This is a genomic window from Flavobacterium enshiense (assembly GCF_022836875.1).
GTDB lineage: Bacteria > Bacteroidota > Bacteroidia > Flavobacteriales > Flavobacteriaceae > Flavobacterium > Flavobacterium enshiense_A.
This window is the reverse complement of record NZ_CP090376.1, coordinates 1,406,910-1,421,998: the sequence shown is the minus strand read 5'-3', so window position 1 is coordinate 1,421,998 and position 15,089 is coordinate 1,406,910. Positions and strand designations below refer to the sequence as shown.

The following is a 15,089-nucleotide window of genomic DNA, read 5'->3' as shown; positions in this document are numbered from 1 at the left end:
ATATCGCTAAGGCGAATTATTTTTTACTTTCTTTGATATTATCTACAAACTGATCGAATAAATAACGGGCATCGTGTGGTCCCGGACTTGCTTCAGGGTGATACTGCACCGAGAATACCGCTTTGTTTTTCATACGCATTCCAGCAACTGTACCATCATTTAAATGTAAATGTGTGATTTCGAAATCAGGATGTTTTTCTAATTCTTCCCTGTTTACAGCGAAACCGTGGTTTTGAGAAGTGATTTCACCTCTATTGCTAATTACGTTCATTACCGGGTGGTTAATACCACGGTGTCCGTTGAACATTTTATAGGTAGAAATTCCGTTTGCCAAAGCCAATGTTTGGTGTCCAAGACAAATCCCGAAAACCGGTTTGTTTTCCGCGATGATTTGAAGCGCAACCTGTTGTACACCTTTCAATGGTTCCGGATCACCAGGACCGTTTGACAAGAAGTAACCATCAGGATTGAAAGCTTTCAATTCTTCAAAGGTCGCATTATATGGGAATACTTTTATGTAACAATCTCTTTCAGCAAGACAACGAAGGATATTCGTTTTGATACCTAAATCCAAAGCCGCTACTTTATACGTTGCGTTTTCGTTACCGAAGAAATAAGGTTCTTTGGTTGATACGGAAGATGCTAATTCCAAACCTTTCATGTTTGGCACATCGGCTAACAATTTTTTAAGCTCCTCTACCGGAGTTCCGTCTGTACAGATTACGGCGTTTTGAGCTCCGTGATCACGGATGTAGGAAACCAAAGCTCTGGTATCTACATCGGAAATGGCAACCAGATTTACTTTTTCGAAGTACTCCAACAAACTTTCTTCCGCATCCGGTCTTGAATAGTTAAAACTGAAGTTTTTACAAACCAAACCTGAAATTTTAATGCTGTCTGAATCGGTTTCATCGGCATGTATACCGTAGTTTCCAATGTGTGCGTTGGTCGCCACCATGATCTGACCGAAGTACGACGGATCGGTAAAGATTTCCTGATATCCTGTCGTTCCGGTGTTGAAGCATACTTCTCCGAAGGTTTTCCCTTCGATCCCGATAGATTTTCCGTAGAAAACCGTTCCGTCATTCAACAAAAGAAGCGCTTGATTTCGATTTGAATATTTCATCTCTGTAGTTGTGTTGTAAAAAGTTGTGCAAATTTAATTCAAATTCTGCCGTTAAAAAAATTTCGTTTAAAAGAAGCCGAAAGTTTTTCTTCAGCCCCGATGGGAGCGGCATCTTTTCTGTCAGGCAGGTTTTACAAAACCTGTCTGACGGAAAAATACAGCGGACAGCGGGAACATGGCAAAAAAAATGCCCAAAGTCGTGCTCCAAATGAACGCAACCCTATTAGGCACTCCCCTCAAAAGGAGAAAAATTGGCAAAAAAAAAGGACAAACTCTAAAAAGTTTATCCTTAATTTTTATTGAAAAATCAATTGTTTCATGATTATTCAGTAGCTTCAGTGTTTTCTGTAGCCTCAGCTGCAGGAGCTTCTGGAGTAGCTTCAGTTTTTTTAGCTCTACCACGACGTGTAGTAGCTTTTTTAACTTCTTTTTTACCTCCGTTGTACAATTCGTTGAAGTCTACTAATTCGATCATTGCCATATCAGCGTTATCCCCAAGACGGTTTCCTAACTTGATGATACGAGTATATCCACCTGGACGGTCTCCTACTTTCGCAGCAACTTCTCTGAATAACTCAGTAACACCGTATTTGTTTCTCAGGTAAGAGAAAACGATACGACGGTTGTGAGTTGTATCTTCTTTTGATTTTGTAATTAATGGTTCCACAAACTGTTTCAAAGCTTTTGCTTTAGCAACAGTAGTGTTGATGCGCTTGTGCTCGATTAACGAACAAGCCATATTAGCAAGCATCGCCTTTCTGTGACCAGTTTGTCTGCTTAAATGATTTACTTTTTTTCCGTGTCTCATGACCTAGTTTTTTAACCTTCATCTTGCTTCAATCCTCTTGGGAGCGCAAAATATGAAGTAATTTATTCTTTATCTAATTTGTATTTAGCTAAATCCATTCCGAAATTCAAACCTTTAACAGCAACTAATTCGTCTAACTCTGTTAATGATTTTTTACCGAAGTTACGGAACTTCATTAAATCATTTTTGTTGAATGATACTAAATCACCAAGTGTTTCAACTTCAGCCGCTTTCAAACAATTTAATGCTCTTACCGACAAATCCATATCAACAAGCTTAGTTTTAAGCAATTGTCTCATGTGCAATGACTCTTCGTCATAGGATTCCGTTTGAGCAATTTCATCAGCCTCAAGCGTGATTCTTTCGTCAGAGAACAACATAAAGTGATGAATCAATGTTTTAGCTGCTTCTGTTAAGGCATCTTTAGGATGGATTGAACCGTCTGTGATGATTTCGAAAACCAATTTTTCGTAATCGGTTTTTTGCTCCACACGGAAGTTTTCAATTGAATATTTTACATTCTTTACCGGTGTATAGATAGAGTCTGTAAAAATAGTTCCTATAGCTGCGTTTTGCTTTTTGTTTTCTTCTGCAGGAACATAACCACGACCTTTCTCGATAGTTAATTCCATGTTGATAGTGATTTTACTATCAAGGTTACAGATAACCAATTCCGGGTTCAACACCTGGAAACCTGAGATGAATTTTTGGAAATCACCTGCAGTTAATTGGTCTTTACCTGAGAAGGAAATAGATACAGATTCGTTATCGATATCCTCAATCTGACGTTTGAAACGTACTTGTTTAAGGTTAAGGATAATTTCCGTAACATCTTCAACCACTCCAGAAATAGTAGAGAATTCGTGTTCAACACCTTCTATACGTACTGAAGTAATTGCGTAACCTTCCAAAGAAGAAAGCAAAACACGTCTTAATGCGTTACCAATAGTCAATCCATAACCCGGTTCTAAAGGTCTAAATTCAAATTTACCTTCAAAATCGGTTGAATCGATCATGATAACTTTATCGGGCTTCTGAAAATTAAATATTGCCATATTTATTTCGACTGATGTCTAATTATTATTTGTTGTACAACTCTACGATTAACTGCTCTTTAATGTTTTCTGGAATCTGAAGTCTTTGAGGTACAGAAACAAAAGTACCTTCTTTAGTATCATTATTCCAAGTAATCCATTCGTAAACAGCGCTAGAATTAGATAACGAACGTTCGATAGCCTCAAGAGATTTTGATTTTTCACGAACGGCAACTTTATCACCTGGTTTTAAGTGGTAAGACGAAATGTTTACTACTTCTCCATTTACAGTGATGTGTCTGTGACCAACGATTTGACGAGCCGCACGACGAGAAGGAGCAATACCCATTCTGTACACAACGTTGTCTAATCTTGCTTCACAAAGTTGTAAAAGGATTTCACCTGTTACTCCTTTAGACGCAGCTGCTTTTTCATATAAATTTCTGAATTGTTTTTCAAGAATACCGTAAGTGTACTTCGCTTTTTGCTTTTCCATTAACTGTACAGCGTACTCTGATTTTTTACCTCTCTTTTTGGCTAAACCATGTTGCCCTGGAGGGTAATTTCTTTTTTCGAAAGCTCTATCGTCTCCGAAGATTGCTTCGCCGAATTTACGAGCAATTTTTGTTTTTGGACCAGTATATCTTGCCATTGCTAAAAATTAAAAAAGGTAGGGATTATGAATTCAGGTCGCATCCTCCGATAATCTTTTATTCCTACCTTGGTTATACTATAAAATTAAACTCTTCTTCTTTTCGGAGGACGACATCCGTTGTGCGGCATTGGAGTTACGTCGATGATTTCAGTAACTTCAATTCCTCCGTTGTGAATAGATCTGATGGCAGATTCTCTACCATTTCCTGGACCTTTAACGTAAACTTTTACTTTTTTAAGACCAGCTTCTAACGCTACTTTGCTACAATCTTCCGCGGCCATCTGAGCTGCATATGGAGTGTTCTTTTTAGAACCTCTAAAGCCCATTTTACCAGCTGAAGACCAAGAAATAACTTCACCTTTCTTGTTAGTTAAAGAAATGATGATGTTGTTAAAAGTCGCATTAATATGTGCTTCGCCCGTTGATTCAACGATAACTTTACGTTTTTTTGTACTTGCCTTAGCCATACTACTACTTATTATTTAGTTGCTTTTTTCTTGTTAGCAACAGTTTTTCTTTTACCTTTTCTTGTTCTGGAATTGTTCTTAGTTCTTTGTCCTCTTAAAGGAAGACCAGCTCTGTGACGGATTCCTCTGTAACATCCGATATCCATTAAACGTTTAATGTTTAAAGAAACTTCAGAACGTAACTCTCCTTCAATTTTGTAATAAGAAACGGCATCACGGATAGCTCCGATCTCGTCGTCATTCCAATCTTGAACTTTTTTATCCTCGCTAACGTTAGCTTTTTCTAAGATATCTTTAGCTCTGCTGCTACCAATTCCGAAGATATAGGTTAGAGCAATAACTCCTCTTTTGTTTTTAGGTATATCTACCCCTGCTATTCTTGCCATAATTATCCTTGTCTTTGTTTAAATCTAGGATTCTTTTTGTTTATAACGTATAATCTTCCTTTTCTACGCACGATAATGCACTCGGCACTTCTTTTTTTAACTGATGCTCTTACTTTCATTTTAATAGCCTTTAGTATCTATAAGTAATTCTTGCTTTTGACAAATCGTAAGGGCTCATCTCCAGTTTCACTTTATCACCAGGTAATAATTTGATGTAATGCATTCGCATCTTCCCGGAAATATGAGCAATTACTATATGTCCATTTTCTAATTCTACACGGAACATCGCATTTGACAATGCTTCAATGATTGATCCGTCTTGTTCTATTGCTGATTGTTTTGCCATAAAAATTAAGCTACCGCTTTTCTATTTTTACCACTTTTCATCAATCCATCATAATGCTTATTCAATAAATAAGAATTTATTTGTTGAATAGTATCGATTGCAACTCCCACCATAATTAACAATGATGTTCCGCCATAAAACATAGCCCATCCTTGTTGAACACCGATCAAACTTACTGCAATAGCTGGGAACACAGCAATCAAAGCAAGGAATAACGAGCCCGGAAAGGTTAGTAATGACATGATTTTATCAAGATAATCACCTGTTTCCACACCTGGTTTGATACCCGGAATAAAACCACCACTTCTCTTCAAGTCGTCAGCCATTTTATTTGTAGGTACCGTAATCGCGGTGTAAAAGTAAGTAAAAATTATGATTAACAAAGCAAAAACTAAATTATACTGCCATCCAAAGATATTTTGGAAGCTGGTAGTAATAGTCTGAGCGGCATCTGATGTAGATAAACCAGCTACTGCAGCAGGAATAAACATGATTGCCTGCGCAAAGATAATCGGCATAACTCCGGAAGCATTTAGCTTTAACGGAATCCATTGTCTGTTACCTCCCATAGCATCTTGCTCGAACTCACCAGTTGTAGTACGTCTTGCATACTGAACCGGAATCTTTCTAACAGCCATGGTCAATAAGATACAGGCGATAATGATCAATAACCAAATAATTACCTCAAGAACAATTAACATTGGTCCTCCGTTATTCTCAGTCACACGGGAAGAGAACTCCTGAATGAATGCCTGAGGCAAACGAGCCAAGATTCCCACCATGATCAATAACGAAATTCCGTTACCAATTCCTTTATCAGTGATTTTTTCTCCTAACCACATTGCGAATATCGTACCTGTTGTCAAAATGATAACAGATGAGAATATGAATGAGAAAGAGTTAAATCCTAATAGGAAAGCATCTGCCGGTAATTGCTTGTACAAGTTATAGATATAACCTGGCCCTTGTAACAAAGTGATACCGATAGTCAACCATCTTGTGATTTGGTTAATTTTCTTTCTTCCACTTTCTCCGTCTTTTTGTAGTTTTTGCAGATAAGGGATAGCAATACCCATTAACTGCACAACGATAGACGCAGAAATATATGGCATGATACCCAATGCAAATACAGATGCTTGCGAAAACGCACCACCTGTAAATACATTGATTAACCATCCTATACCTTGATCAGTTTGAGTCGATAAATTTTGCAATTTAGTAGCATCAATACCTGGCAATGTTACTTGTGCACCAAAACGGTACACAACTAACATTCCTAAAGTAATTAAAATTTTATTTTTTAATTCTTCAATTTTCCAAACATTGACAAACGATTCTATAAACTTCTTCATCGTGGTATATTAGTTTATAAAGTTACAGCTTCTCCACCTGCAGCCTCGATAGCCGCTTTTGCAGTCGCAGTAAATTTGTGAGCAGTTACTTTTAATTTTGCTTTAAGCTCTCCTCCTCCTAATATCTTTACAAGCTCATTTTTGGTTGCCAAACGGTTTTCAACTAAAACTGCGAAATCCACAGTATCAGTAACGATTCCGTTATCAACAAGCAACTGTAATGTAGAAAGGTTTACACCTTGATAAGCTACACGGTTGATGTTTTTGAAACCAAACTTAGGTACACGTCTCTGAAGCGGCATCTGACCTCCTTCAAATCCAATCTTTTTAGAATAACCAGAACGAGATTTTGCTCCTTTGTGACCACGTGCAGCAGTACCACCTTTTCCAGAACCTTCTCCTCTACCTAATCTTTTATTCTGATTGTGAGTTGACCCTTCAGCCGGTTGTAAGTTACTTAAATTCATAACTATTAATGTTATTTAGTTTCTTCTACAGAAACCAAGTGTTTAACTTTATTTACCATTCCAAGGATAGCAGAATTTGCATCATGCTCCACAACTTGTCCTAATCTTTTAAGACCTAAAGCCACAAGTGTTCTCTTTTGAGTAAGAGGACAGTTGATTTGACTTTTTACTTGTTTTACTATTATTTTTGCCATAATTTCCTTGAATTAACCTTTGAATACTTTTTCTAAAGACACTCCTCTTTGTTTTGCAACAGTGTGAGCGCTTCTCATTTGTAATAAAGCGTCAAAAGTAGCTTTAACAACATTGTGAGGGTTTGAAGAACCTTGAGATTTCGACAATACGTCGTGAATACCTACAGACTCCAATACCGAACGAACTGCACCACCGGCAATTACTCCAGTACCATGAGAAGCCGGCATCAATAATACTCTTGCTCCACCAAATTTACCTTTTTGTTCGTGAGGCACAGACTGACCACTCAAAGGAATTCTCACTAGATTTTTCTTAGCGTCTTCTACTGCTTTTGCAATAGCCTCAGAAACATCTTTAGATTTCCCTAAACCGTGACCTACTACACCGTTTTCATCACCTACCACTACAATTGCAGAAAAACCGAAAGCTCTACCACCTTTTGTAACTTTAGTAACACGATTAACACTAACCAAACGATCTTTTAACTCAAGACCGCTAGGTTTTACCAGTTCTACGTTTTTATAATTATGATACATAATTCTTAGAATTTAAGTCCGGCTTCTCTAGCGCCTTCAGCTAATGATTTAACACGTCCGTGGTATAAATTTCCACCTCTGTCAAAAGTGATGGTTTCGATACCTGCTTTTAAAGCCTTCTCCGCGATCAATTTTCCAACTGATGCAGCCGTTTCTATTTTAGTTCCTTTAGTTACACCAGCTTCTCTTGAAGAGGCAGCAGCTAAAGTTACACCGTTTACGTCATCTATGATTTGAGCATAGATTTCCTTGTTACTTCTGAATACAGACAAACGAGGTTTCGCAGCAGTTCCGCTAACGATCTTTCTGATTCTGTACTGTATTCTCTGTCTTCTATCCGATTTTGTTAATGACATAGTCTTAGTTTTTAAGCTGATTTACCTGCTTTTCTTCTTAATACTTCACCCACAAACTTAACTCCTTTTCCTTTGTACGGCTCTGGTTTACGGAAACCTCTGATTTTCGCAGCAACCTGACCTAAAAGTTGTTTGTCGTGTGAAGCTAGTTTAATGATTGGGTTTTTACCTTTCTCAGAAACTGTTTCTACTTTAACTTCCGGAACTACTTCAAGAACGATGTTGTGAGAAAAACCTAAAGCGATATCCAATTTTTGACCTTGGTTAGCTGCTCTATAACCTACTCCCACTAATTCTAATTCTTTAGTGAAACCTTCGGATACACCAACAATCATATTGTTGATTAAAGCTCTGTATAAACCGTGCTTAGAACGCTCATTTTTGTGATCTGAGGTTCTTTCAACGATTACATTTCCTTCTTCAATTTTAACAGAAACATCTGAAAACTCTTGAGAAAGTTGACCTAATTTTCCTTTTACTGTAACTACACCTTCGTTAACCTCTACAGTTATACCCGCTGGAATTGCAATTGGACTTTTACCTATTCTTGACATTGTTGAATCTTTTTATTAGTATACGTAACAAACAACTTCTCCACCAACGTTTAATTGCTTCGCTTGTTTTCCGGTCATTAAACCTTTTGAAGTAGAAACGATAGCAATACCTAAACCATTCAAGATTCTAGGCAGTTTAGCGGCACCTGCGTACTTACGTAAACCTGGTTTACTAATTCTTTGGATATCTTTAATTACAGACTCTTTAGTATCTTTATCGTACTTAAGAGCGATTTTGATAGTACCTTGAACTGTACTGTCATCAAATTTGTAACTTAAGATATATCCTTGATCGAATAAAATCTTAGTGATTTCTTTTTTCAAATTAGAAGCAGGGATTTCAACCACTTTGTGGTTAGCACGCACTGCATTTCTGATTCTTGTCAAAAAATCTGCAATAGGATCTGTATACATATGTATAAAATTGCGATTGTGGTTTTCGATAGGCACACGCCTATCGAACCTTCAATCAATTAATAAACTTTTTTAAATTACCAGCTGGCTTTTTTAACCCCTGGAATCAATCCACTATTAGCCATTTCACGGAAAGTAACACGTGAAATACCGAATTGACGCATATACCCTCTTGGTCTTCCAGTTAATTTACAACGGTTGTGTAAACGTACCGGAGAAGCATTTTTTGGTAGTTTTTGTAGTCCTTCATAGTCTCCAGCTTCTAATAAAGCTTTTCTCTTTTCAGCATACTTTTCTACCAACGCTTGTCTTTTAACCTCGCGGGCTTTCATTGATTCTTTAGCCATGTCTTAATTCTTTTTAAAAGGTAAACCTAATTGAGCTAATAATGATTTTGCTTCTTTGTCTGTGTCTGCAGAAGTTACAAAAGTAATATCGAAACCAGCGATTTTGTTTACTTTATCAATATCAATTTCAGGGAAAATGATTTGCTCAAGTACACCTAAGTTGTAGTTTCCTCTTCCGTCAAAACCTGTAGCTTTGATACCACCGAAATCTCTTACACGTGGTAAAGCAGAAGTAATTAAACGATCCAAGAACTCATACATTCTTTCTCCACGCAAAGTTACTTTAGCTCCAATCGGCATACCTTTTCTCAATTTGAAAGACGCGACGTCTTTTTTAGAGATAGTAGCAACAGCTTTCTGACCAGTAATTTTTGTTAACTCTTCAACTGCATGATCAACTAATTTCTTATCTGATACAGCAGCACCAACACCACGGCTGATAACGATTTTCTCAAGTTTAGGAACCTGCATCACGTTTTTGTAACCGTACTCCTCTGTAAGAGCAGCAATAACTCTGCTCTTATATTCTTCTTTTAGTCTAGGTATATAAGTCATGACTATAATACTTGATTAGATTTTTTAGAAATTCTCACTTTCTTATCTCCTTCAACTTTAACTCCTACTTTAGTCGCTGACTTAGTTTTAGGATCAATTAAAGCGATGTTAGAAATATGAATAGGAGCTTCTTTTTTAACGATACCACCTTGAGGGTTTTTAGCACTTGGTTTTGTATGTTTAGAAACCATGTTTACACCTTCAACTACCGCTTTATTTTTCTCGCGAAGAACACGTAAAACTTTACCTTCAGCACCTTTATGGTCACCTGCGATAACTTTTACCACGTCTCCAGATTTAATTTTTAGCTTTATCATTGTCTAAACGAATTAAAGCACTTCTGGTGCTAATGATACAATTTTCATGAATTGTTTTTCACGAAGTTCTCTTGCTACAGGACCAAAAACACGAGTTCCTCTCATTTCACCAGCAGCATTCAACAATACGCAAGCGTTATCGTCAAATCTGATGTATGAACCGTCGGCTCTTCTCACTTCTTTTTTGGTACGTACAACAACTGCAGTAGAAACAGCACCTTTCTTAACGTTTCCGTTTGGTGTTGCATCTTTAATAGATACTACAATTTTATCTCCAACAGAGGCATAACGACGTTTCGTTCCTCCTAAAACACGGATTGTCAAAACTTCTTTTGCTCCCGTGTTATCTGCTACTTTTAATCTCGATTCCTGTTGTACCATAATTACTTCGCTCTTTCAATGATTTCAACTAATCTCCAACATTTTGATTTAGATAAAGGTCTTGTTTCCATGATCTTTACTGTATCACCAATATTGCAATCGTTTGTTTCGTCGTGTGCAACGTATTTTTTAGTTTTTAACACGAACTTACCATATAATGGGTGTTTTACTCTTCTTGTTTCAGAAACAACAATAGATTTCTCCATTTTGTTGCTAGTAACCACACCAATTCTTTCTTTTCTTAAATTTCTTTTTTCCATCTTTCAGAAGAATACAATTATAGTAACTCTCTTTTAGTTAACTCAGTCGCTACTCTTGCAATTGATCTTCTTACAGCTCTTAACTGTAGTGGGTTTTCAATTGGAGAAATTGCGTGAGCATTTTTTAGGTCGGCATATGTCTTCTTTAACTGACTAAGTTGTCCTTGTAACTCAGCTGCAGATAGATCTTTAATTTCTGATTGTTTCATAATAAAATTGATTATGCTTCGAAATCTCTAGCAACGATAAACTTAGTTTTAACAGGCATTTTTTGAGCCGCAAGACGTAATGCTTCTTTTGCAACCGCCAAAGGCACTCCGCCTACTTCAAACATAATTCTACCTGGTTTAACAACTGCAGCCCAGTATTCAACTGCACCTTTACCTTTACCCATACGTACTTCAAGAGGTTTCTTGGTGATAGGTTTGTCTGGAAATATTTTGATCCATAATTGTCCTTCACGTTTCATGTAACGAGTTGCAGCGATACGTGCAGCTTCGATTTGACGAGAAGTAATGAATGAATAATCTAAAGATTTGATACCAAACATTCCATTTGAAAGCTCGTGTCCTCTTTGAGAAACGCCTTTCATCTTACCTTTCTGTACCTTACGGTATTTTGTTCTTTTAGGCTGTAACATTTTTCTTTAGTTTAAATAATTACTTTCTTTTGCGTTGGTTTGGTTTACCACTTCCTTTAGAAGCACCAGAAGATCCTGAAGGTTTAGACTGTTTTTTGTCCATACCTACTAACGGAGAAAGATCTCTTTTTCCATAAACTTCACCTTTCATGATCCACACTTTGATACCCATTCTACCGTAAGTAGTATGAGCTTCACCTAGTGAGTAATCGATGTCAGCTCTGAAAGTTGATAGAGGAATACGTCCTTCTTTGAACATTTCTGAACGTGCCATTTCAGCTCCGTTCAAACGACCAGAAATCATAACTTTGATACCTTCTGCGTTCATACGCATAGCAGCAGCAATAGCCATTTTGATTGCACGTCTGTAAGAAATACGACTTTCAATCTGACGAGCGATACTTGTAGCTACTAAATAAGCATCAAGTTCAGGTCTTTTGATTTCAAAGATGTTGATTTGAACCTCTTTGTCAGTAATTTTCTTAAGTTCTTCTTTCAACTTGTCTACCTCTTGTCCACCTTTTCCGATAATGATACCAGGTCTAGCAGTAGTGATAGTAACGGTTACAAGTTTTAAAGTTCTCTCGATGATTACTTTAGATACACTAGCTTTTGATAAACGAGCATGGATATACTTACGGATTTTAGCATCTTCTGCTAATTTATCACCATAGTCATTTCCACCGTACCAGTTTGAGTCCCATCCTCTGATGATCCCAAGGCGATTTCCGATTGGATTTGTCTTTTGTCCCATACTGCTTATTAATTGCTTTGTGTGTTATTAATATCTCCAATCACGATTGTAACGTGGTTAGAGCGTTTTCTGATTCTGTGAGCACGACCTTGTGGAGCTGGACGAAGTCTTTTCAACATCATACCACCATCTACTGTGATCGTTTTTACGAATAAACCTGCTTCCTCCATATTAGCGTCTGCGTTTTTAGCTTGCCAGTTGGCGATAGCTGATAACAACAATTTCTCTAATTTACGAGAAGCTTCTTTAGAACTGAATCTTAAGATGTTTAAAGCGTTTTCAACTTTCTGACCTCTTACCAAGTCTGCAACTAAGCGCATTTTTCTAGGTGAAGTAGGGCAGTTATTCAATTTTGCAAAAGCAATAGACTTATTAGCCTCTTTTCTTGCATCAGCTGTTTCTCTTTTACGAACTCCCATAGCTTCTTATTTTTTACCTTTATTTTTTGCACCGGCATGACCTCTAAAAGATCTTGTTGGTGAAAACTCTCCTAATTTATGACCTACCATGTTTTCTGTAACGTAAACTGGTACAAATTGACGACCATTGTGTACTGCGATAGTCTGTCCAACGAAATCTGGAGTAATCATTGAAGCTCTAGACCAAGTCTTAACAACCCCTTTGTTACCTTTTTCGATATTTTCCTGAACTTTCTTCTCTAATTTAAAGTGTACGAAAGGTCCTTTTTTTAATGAACGTGCCATATCTACTTATTATTTCTTTCTACGTTCTACGATATACTTATTACTCGGGTTAACTTTAGAACGAGTTCTATAGCCTTTAGCAGGTAAACCTTTTCTTGAACGTGGGTGACCTCCAGAAGAACGTCCTTCACCACCTCCCATTGGGTGATCAACAGGGTTCATTGCTACCGGTCTAGTTCTCGGTCTTCTACCTAACCATCTTGATCTACCAGCCTTACCTGATACAACCAACTGATGGTCTGAGTTAGAAACTGCTCCAATTGTTGCTGAACAAGTCAACAAGATCAATCTTGTCTCACCTGAAGGCATTTTGATTGTAGCATATTTTCCGTCTCTTGCCATTAACTGAGCGAAAGTTCCAGCCGAACGAGCGATTACAGCTCCCTGACCTGGTCTTAATTCGATACAAGAAATAACAGTACCTAGAGGAATTTTGCTTAAAGGTAAAGTATTACCAATTTCCGGAGCCGATTCAGGACCAGAAACTACAGTTTGTCCTACTTGTAATCCATTCTGAGCGATGATATACGTTTTAGCACCATCTGCATAGTGCAATAACGAAATAAATGCTGAACGGTTTGGATCGTACTCGATTGTTTTCACTGTAGCAGGAACTCCTACTTTAGTTCTTTTAAAATCAACAACACGGTACTTTTGTTTGTGACCACCACCTGTGTAGCGCATGGTCATCTTTCCTTGACTATTTCTACCTCCAGAGTTTTTTTTCGGTGCGATCAAAGAACGCTCCGGCTTATCAGTTGTAATAGTGTCAAAGCTATTCACAACTCTAAAACGCTGACCCGGGGTAATAGGTTTTAATTTTCTAACTGACATTTTCTATTAGATATTAGTATAAAAATCTATTGTTTCTCCTTCTTGTACTTGAACAACTGCTTTTTTGTAAGCACTAGTCTTTCCACTGATTAAACCACTCTTAGTGTATTTAACCGATCTATCAGCTCTGTAATTCATTGTGTTCACAGCAACCACATTCACACCAAAAGCAGCTTCAACAGCATTTTTGATCTGGATTTTGTTTGCTTTTTTGTCAACAACAAAACCAAAGCGGTTGAAAGTTTCTCCCTCTTTGGTGATTTTTTCAGTAATGATAGGTTTAATTATGATACTCATAGCCCTATTATTTGCTTAAATTTTCTACAATTCCTTCTACTGAACCTTCCAAAAGCACTAAACTGTTCGCGTTCAAAATCGCGTAAGTGCTTAATTCTGAAGAAGTTACAACATTAGAAGCTTTTAAATTGCGTGCCGACAAATATACATTTTTATTTGATTCACCCAACACGAATAAAGATTTTTTGTTTTCTAACCCTAAAGCTTTCAATACGTTAATGAAATTTTTAGTGTTTGGAGTTTCAAAATTGAAGTCTTCAAGAACTACTAAATTTGATTCTTTCACTTTTAAAGAGAAAGCTGATTTACGAGCTAATCTTTTTAAAGTTTTGTTCAATTTGAAAGAATAACTTCTTGGTCTTGGACCAAAAACTGTACCTCCACCTTTAAACAAAGGATTCTTTACAGATCCAGCACGAGCTGTACCCGTACCTTTTTGTTTTTTAATCTTACGTGTACTTCCGGTTACTTCAGCTCTTTCTTTAGCTTTGTGAGTACCTTGTCTTTGATTTGCTAAGTATTGCTTAACATCAAGATATACAGCATGATTATTAGGCTCAATTGCGAATACAGAGTCAGCAAGTTGTACTTTACGACCTGTATCTTTTCCGTTGATATCTAATACTTTTACTTCCATTACTTCTGAATGATTACGTAAGAGTTTTTGTGTCCAGGAATCGCTCCTTTAACCACAAGTAGATTCTTGTCAGCCACTACTTTTAAAACTCTAAGGTTTTGAATTGTTACATTTTCTCCTCCTGTTCTTCCCGCCATACGCATTCCTTTGAATACTCTTGATGGATAAGACGATGCTCCAACAGAACCTGGCGCTCTTAAACGGTTGTGCTGACCATGAGTAGCTTGTCCAACCCCACCAAATCCGTGACGTTTAACAACCCCTTGGAAACCTTTACCTTTAGACACACCTTGTACATCTACAAATTCTCCTTCAGCAAAAACTTCAACAGTGATAACATCACCTAATTTATGCTCCGTTACGAAATCCTGGAATTCAACGACTTTCTTTTTAGCAGAAGTACCTGCTTTTTTAAAGTGACCTAAGTCAGCTTTAGTAGCATGCTTTTCTGTTTTGTCATCGAAACCAAGTTGCAACGCTTCATACCCGTCAACCTCATTGGTTCTGACTTGGGTAACGACACACGGACCAGCCTCAATTACAGTACAAGGAATGTTTTTCCCGTTCTCATCGAAGATACTAGTCATGCCGATTTTTTTTCCAATTAACCCAGACATATAAAACTAATTATTAATTATTTATTAAAACTTTTTGTTTTTAGAGTGCG

Annotated in this window: 29 protein-coding genes; all 29 read right to left on the bottom strand. The window is 37.2% G+C overall.

The window, feature by feature from the left end; all coding sequences use genetic code 11:
• Positions 1 to 16: 16 nt before the first annotated feature.
• A complete protein-coding gene (gene carA, locus LZF87_RS06335; protein ID WP_244343075.1) occupies positions 17 to 1,126 on the bottom strand; it encodes a glutamine-hydrolyzing carbamoyl-phosphate synthase small subunit in 1,110 nt (369 codons plus the stop codon).
• A 322-nt stretch (positions 1,127 to 1,448) separates the two neighbouring features.
• Positions 1,449 to 1,934: a 50S ribosomal protein L17 gene (gene rplQ / locus LZF87_RS06330; protein ID WP_023574079.1), complete on the bottom strand. Its 486-nt coding sequence runs from the start codon at positions 1,932 to 1,934 to the stop codon at positions 1,449 to 1,451.
• 62 nt (positions 1,935 to 1,996) lie between these two features.
• Positions 1,997 to 2,989: a DNA-directed RNA polymerase subunit alpha gene (locus tag LZF87_RS06325; protein ID WP_035629583.1), complete on the bottom strand. Its 993-nt coding sequence runs from the start codon at positions 2,987 to 2,989 to the stop codon at positions 1,997 to 1,999.
• 25 nt (positions 2,990 to 3,014) lie between these two features.
• Positions 3,015 to 3,620: a 30S ribosomal protein S4 gene (rpsD, locus tag LZF87_RS06320; RefSeq protein WP_023574077.1), complete on the bottom strand. Its 606-nt coding sequence runs from the start codon at positions 3,618 to 3,620 to the stop codon at positions 3,015 to 3,017.
• Between the two features lie 86 nt (positions 3,621 to 3,706).
• Positions 3,707 to 4,090: a 30S ribosomal protein S11 gene (rpsK, locus tag LZF87_RS06315; RefSeq protein ID WP_023574076.1), complete on the bottom strand. Its 384-nt coding sequence runs from the start codon at positions 4,088 to 4,090 to the stop codon at positions 3,707 to 3,709.
• A gap of 11 nt (positions 4,091 to 4,101) precedes the next feature.
• Entirely contained in the window at positions 4,102 to 4,476 is a 375-nt protein-coding gene (rpsM, locus tag LZF87_RS06310) for a 30S ribosomal protein S13 (RefSeq protein ID WP_023574075.1), read from the bottom strand.
• Between the two features lie 2 nt (positions 4,477 to 4,478).
• The gene (gene ykgO, locus LZF87_RS06305; RefSeq protein WP_002987490.1) at positions 4,479 to 4,595 is read right to left on the bottom strand and encodes a type B 50S ribosomal protein L36; all 117 of its coding nucleotides are present in this window, start codon (positions 4,593 to 4,595) and stop codon (positions 4,479 to 4,481) included.
• Positions 4,596 to 4,606: 11 nt separating this feature from the next.
• Positions 4,607 to 4,822 (bottom strand): translation initiation factor IF-1, encoded by a 216-nt coding sequence (gene infA, locus LZF87_RS06300; protein WP_007136545.1) that lies wholly within the window; start codon positions 4,820 to 4,822, stop codon positions 4,607 to 4,609.
• A gap of 5 nt (positions 4,823 to 4,827) precedes the next feature.
• Positions 4,828 to 6,174, bottom strand: a complete 1,347-nt coding sequence (secY, locus tag LZF87_RS06295) for a preprotein translocase subunit SecY (RefSeq protein ID WP_244343074.1) — start codon at positions 6,172 to 6,174, stop codon at positions 4,828 to 4,830.
• Positions 6,175 to 6,188: 14 nt separating this feature from the next.
• Complete coding sequence (gene rplO / locus LZF87_RS06290; RefSeq protein WP_244343073.1) at positions 6,189 to 6,641, bottom strand: 50S ribosomal protein L15; 453 nt, start codon at positions 6,639 to 6,641, stop codon at positions 6,189 to 6,191.
• 11 nt (positions 6,642 to 6,652) lie between these two features.
• Positions 6,653 to 6,835, bottom strand: coding sequence for a 50S ribosomal protein L30 (rpmD, locus tag LZF87_RS06285; protein ID WP_244343072.1), 183 nt, complete (start codon positions 6,833 to 6,835; stop codon positions 6,653 to 6,655).
• Between the two features lie 12 nt (positions 6,836 to 6,847).
• A complete protein-coding gene (gene rpsE, locus LZF87_RS06280) occupies positions 6,848 to 7,372 on the bottom strand; it encodes a 30S ribosomal protein S5 (RefSeq protein WP_023574071.1) in 525 nt (174 codons plus the stop codon).
• Positions 7,373 to 7,377: 5 nt separating this feature from the next.
• On the bottom strand, positions 7,378 to 7,728 hold the full coding sequence (rplR, locus tag LZF87_RS06275; RefSeq protein ID WP_023574070.1) for a 50S ribosomal protein L18: 351 nt from the start codon (positions 7,726 to 7,728) through the stop codon (positions 7,378 to 7,380).
• Between the two features lie 11 nt (positions 7,729 to 7,739).
• The gene (gene rplF / locus LZF87_RS06270; RefSeq protein ID WP_244343071.1) at positions 7,740 to 8,282 is read right to left on the bottom strand and encodes a 50S ribosomal protein L6; all 543 of its coding nucleotides are present in this window, start codon (positions 8,280 to 8,282) and stop codon (positions 7,740 to 7,742) included.
• Between the two features lie 15 nt (positions 8,283 to 8,297).
• Entirely contained in the window at positions 8,298 to 8,696 is a 399-nt protein-coding gene (gene rpsH, locus LZF87_RS06265) for a 30S ribosomal protein S8 (protein WP_244343070.1), read from the bottom strand.
• A gap of 77 nt (positions 8,697 to 8,773) precedes the next feature.
• A complete protein-coding gene (gene rpsN, locus LZF87_RS06260) occupies positions 8,774 to 9,043 on the bottom strand; it encodes a 30S ribosomal protein S14 (RefSeq protein WP_023574067.1) in 270 nt (89 codons plus the stop codon).
• A gap of 3 nt (positions 9,044 to 9,046) precedes the next feature.
• Entirely contained in the window at positions 9,047 to 9,598 is a 552-nt protein-coding gene (gene rplE, locus LZF87_RS06255; protein ID WP_035629576.1) for a 50S ribosomal protein L5, read from the bottom strand.
• 2 nt (positions 9,599 to 9,600) lie between these two features.
• A complete protein-coding gene (gene rplX / locus LZF87_RS06250) occupies positions 9,601 to 9,915 on the bottom strand; it encodes a 50S ribosomal protein L24 (RefSeq protein WP_023574065.1) in 315 nt (104 codons plus the stop codon).
• Positions 9,916 to 9,927: 12 nt separating this feature from the next.
• Positions 9,928 to 10,296: a 50S ribosomal protein L14 gene (rplN, locus tag LZF87_RS06245; RefSeq protein WP_007803649.1), complete on the bottom strand. Its 369-nt coding sequence runs from the start codon at positions 10,294 to 10,296 to the stop codon at positions 9,928 to 9,930.
• Between the two features lie 2 nt (positions 10,297 to 10,298).
• Complete coding sequence (gene rpsQ, locus LZF87_RS06240) at positions 10,299 to 10,556, bottom strand: 30S ribosomal protein S17 (protein WP_023570336.1); 258 nt, start codon at positions 10,554 to 10,556, stop codon at positions 10,299 to 10,301.
• 17 nt (positions 10,557 to 10,573) lie between these two features.
• Positions 10,574 to 10,765: a 50S ribosomal protein L29 gene (rpmC, locus tag LZF87_RS06235; protein WP_023574064.1), complete on the bottom strand. Its 192-nt coding sequence runs from the start codon at positions 10,763 to 10,765 to the stop codon at positions 10,574 to 10,576.
• An 11-nt stretch (positions 10,766 to 10,776) separates the two neighbouring features.
• On the bottom strand, positions 10,777 to 11,196 hold the full coding sequence (gene rplP, locus LZF87_RS06230; protein ID WP_035629573.1) for a 50S ribosomal protein L16: 420 nt from the start codon (positions 11,194 to 11,196) through the stop codon (positions 10,777 to 10,779).
• Positions 11,197 to 11,215: 19 nt separating this feature from the next.
• A complete protein-coding gene (gene rpsC / locus LZF87_RS06225; RefSeq protein ID WP_023574062.1) occupies positions 11,216 to 11,950 on the bottom strand; it encodes a 30S ribosomal protein S3 in 735 nt (244 codons plus the stop codon).
• Between the two features lie 8 nt (positions 11,951 to 11,958).
• Positions 11,959 to 12,369 (bottom strand): 50S ribosomal protein L22, encoded by a 411-nt coding sequence (gene rplV, locus LZF87_RS06220; RefSeq protein ID WP_023574061.1) that lies wholly within the window; start codon positions 12,367 to 12,369, stop codon positions 11,959 to 11,961.
• A 6-nt stretch (positions 12,370 to 12,375) separates the two neighbouring features.
• Positions 12,376 to 12,654 carry a 30S ribosomal protein S19 gene (gene rpsS / locus LZF87_RS06215; RefSeq protein ID WP_023570340.1) on the bottom strand — a complete coding sequence of 93 codons (279 nt, stop codon included), beginning with the start codon at positions 12,652 to 12,654 and terminating at the stop codon, positions 12,376 to 12,378.
• Positions 12,655 to 12,663: 9 nt separating this feature from the next.
• Positions 12,664 to 13,488 carry a 50S ribosomal protein L2 gene (gene rplB, locus LZF87_RS06210; protein WP_023574060.1) on the bottom strand — a complete coding sequence of 275 codons (825 nt, stop codon included), beginning with the start codon at positions 13,486 to 13,488 and terminating at the stop codon, positions 12,664 to 12,666.
• Positions 13,489 to 13,494: 6 nt separating this feature from the next.
• Positions 13,495 to 13,785: a 50S ribosomal protein L23 gene (gene rplW / locus LZF87_RS06205; RefSeq protein WP_244343068.1), complete on the bottom strand. Its 291-nt coding sequence runs from the start codon at positions 13,783 to 13,785 to the stop codon at positions 13,495 to 13,497.
• Between the two features lie 7 nt (positions 13,786 to 13,792).
• The gene (gene rplD / locus LZF87_RS06200) at positions 13,793 to 14,422 is read right to left on the bottom strand and encodes a 50S ribosomal protein L4 (protein ID WP_244343067.1); all 630 of its coding nucleotides are present in this window, start codon (positions 14,420 to 14,422) and stop codon (positions 13,793 to 13,795) included.
• Positions 14,422 to 15,039 (bottom strand): 50S ribosomal protein L3, encoded by a 618-nt coding sequence (gene rplC / locus LZF87_RS06195; protein WP_244343066.1) that lies wholly within the window; start codon positions 15,037 to 15,039, stop codon positions 14,422 to 14,424. Before rplC ends, rplD begins: the two co-directional genes overlap by 1 nt.
• Positions 15,040 to 15,089: the final 50 nt, after the last annotated feature.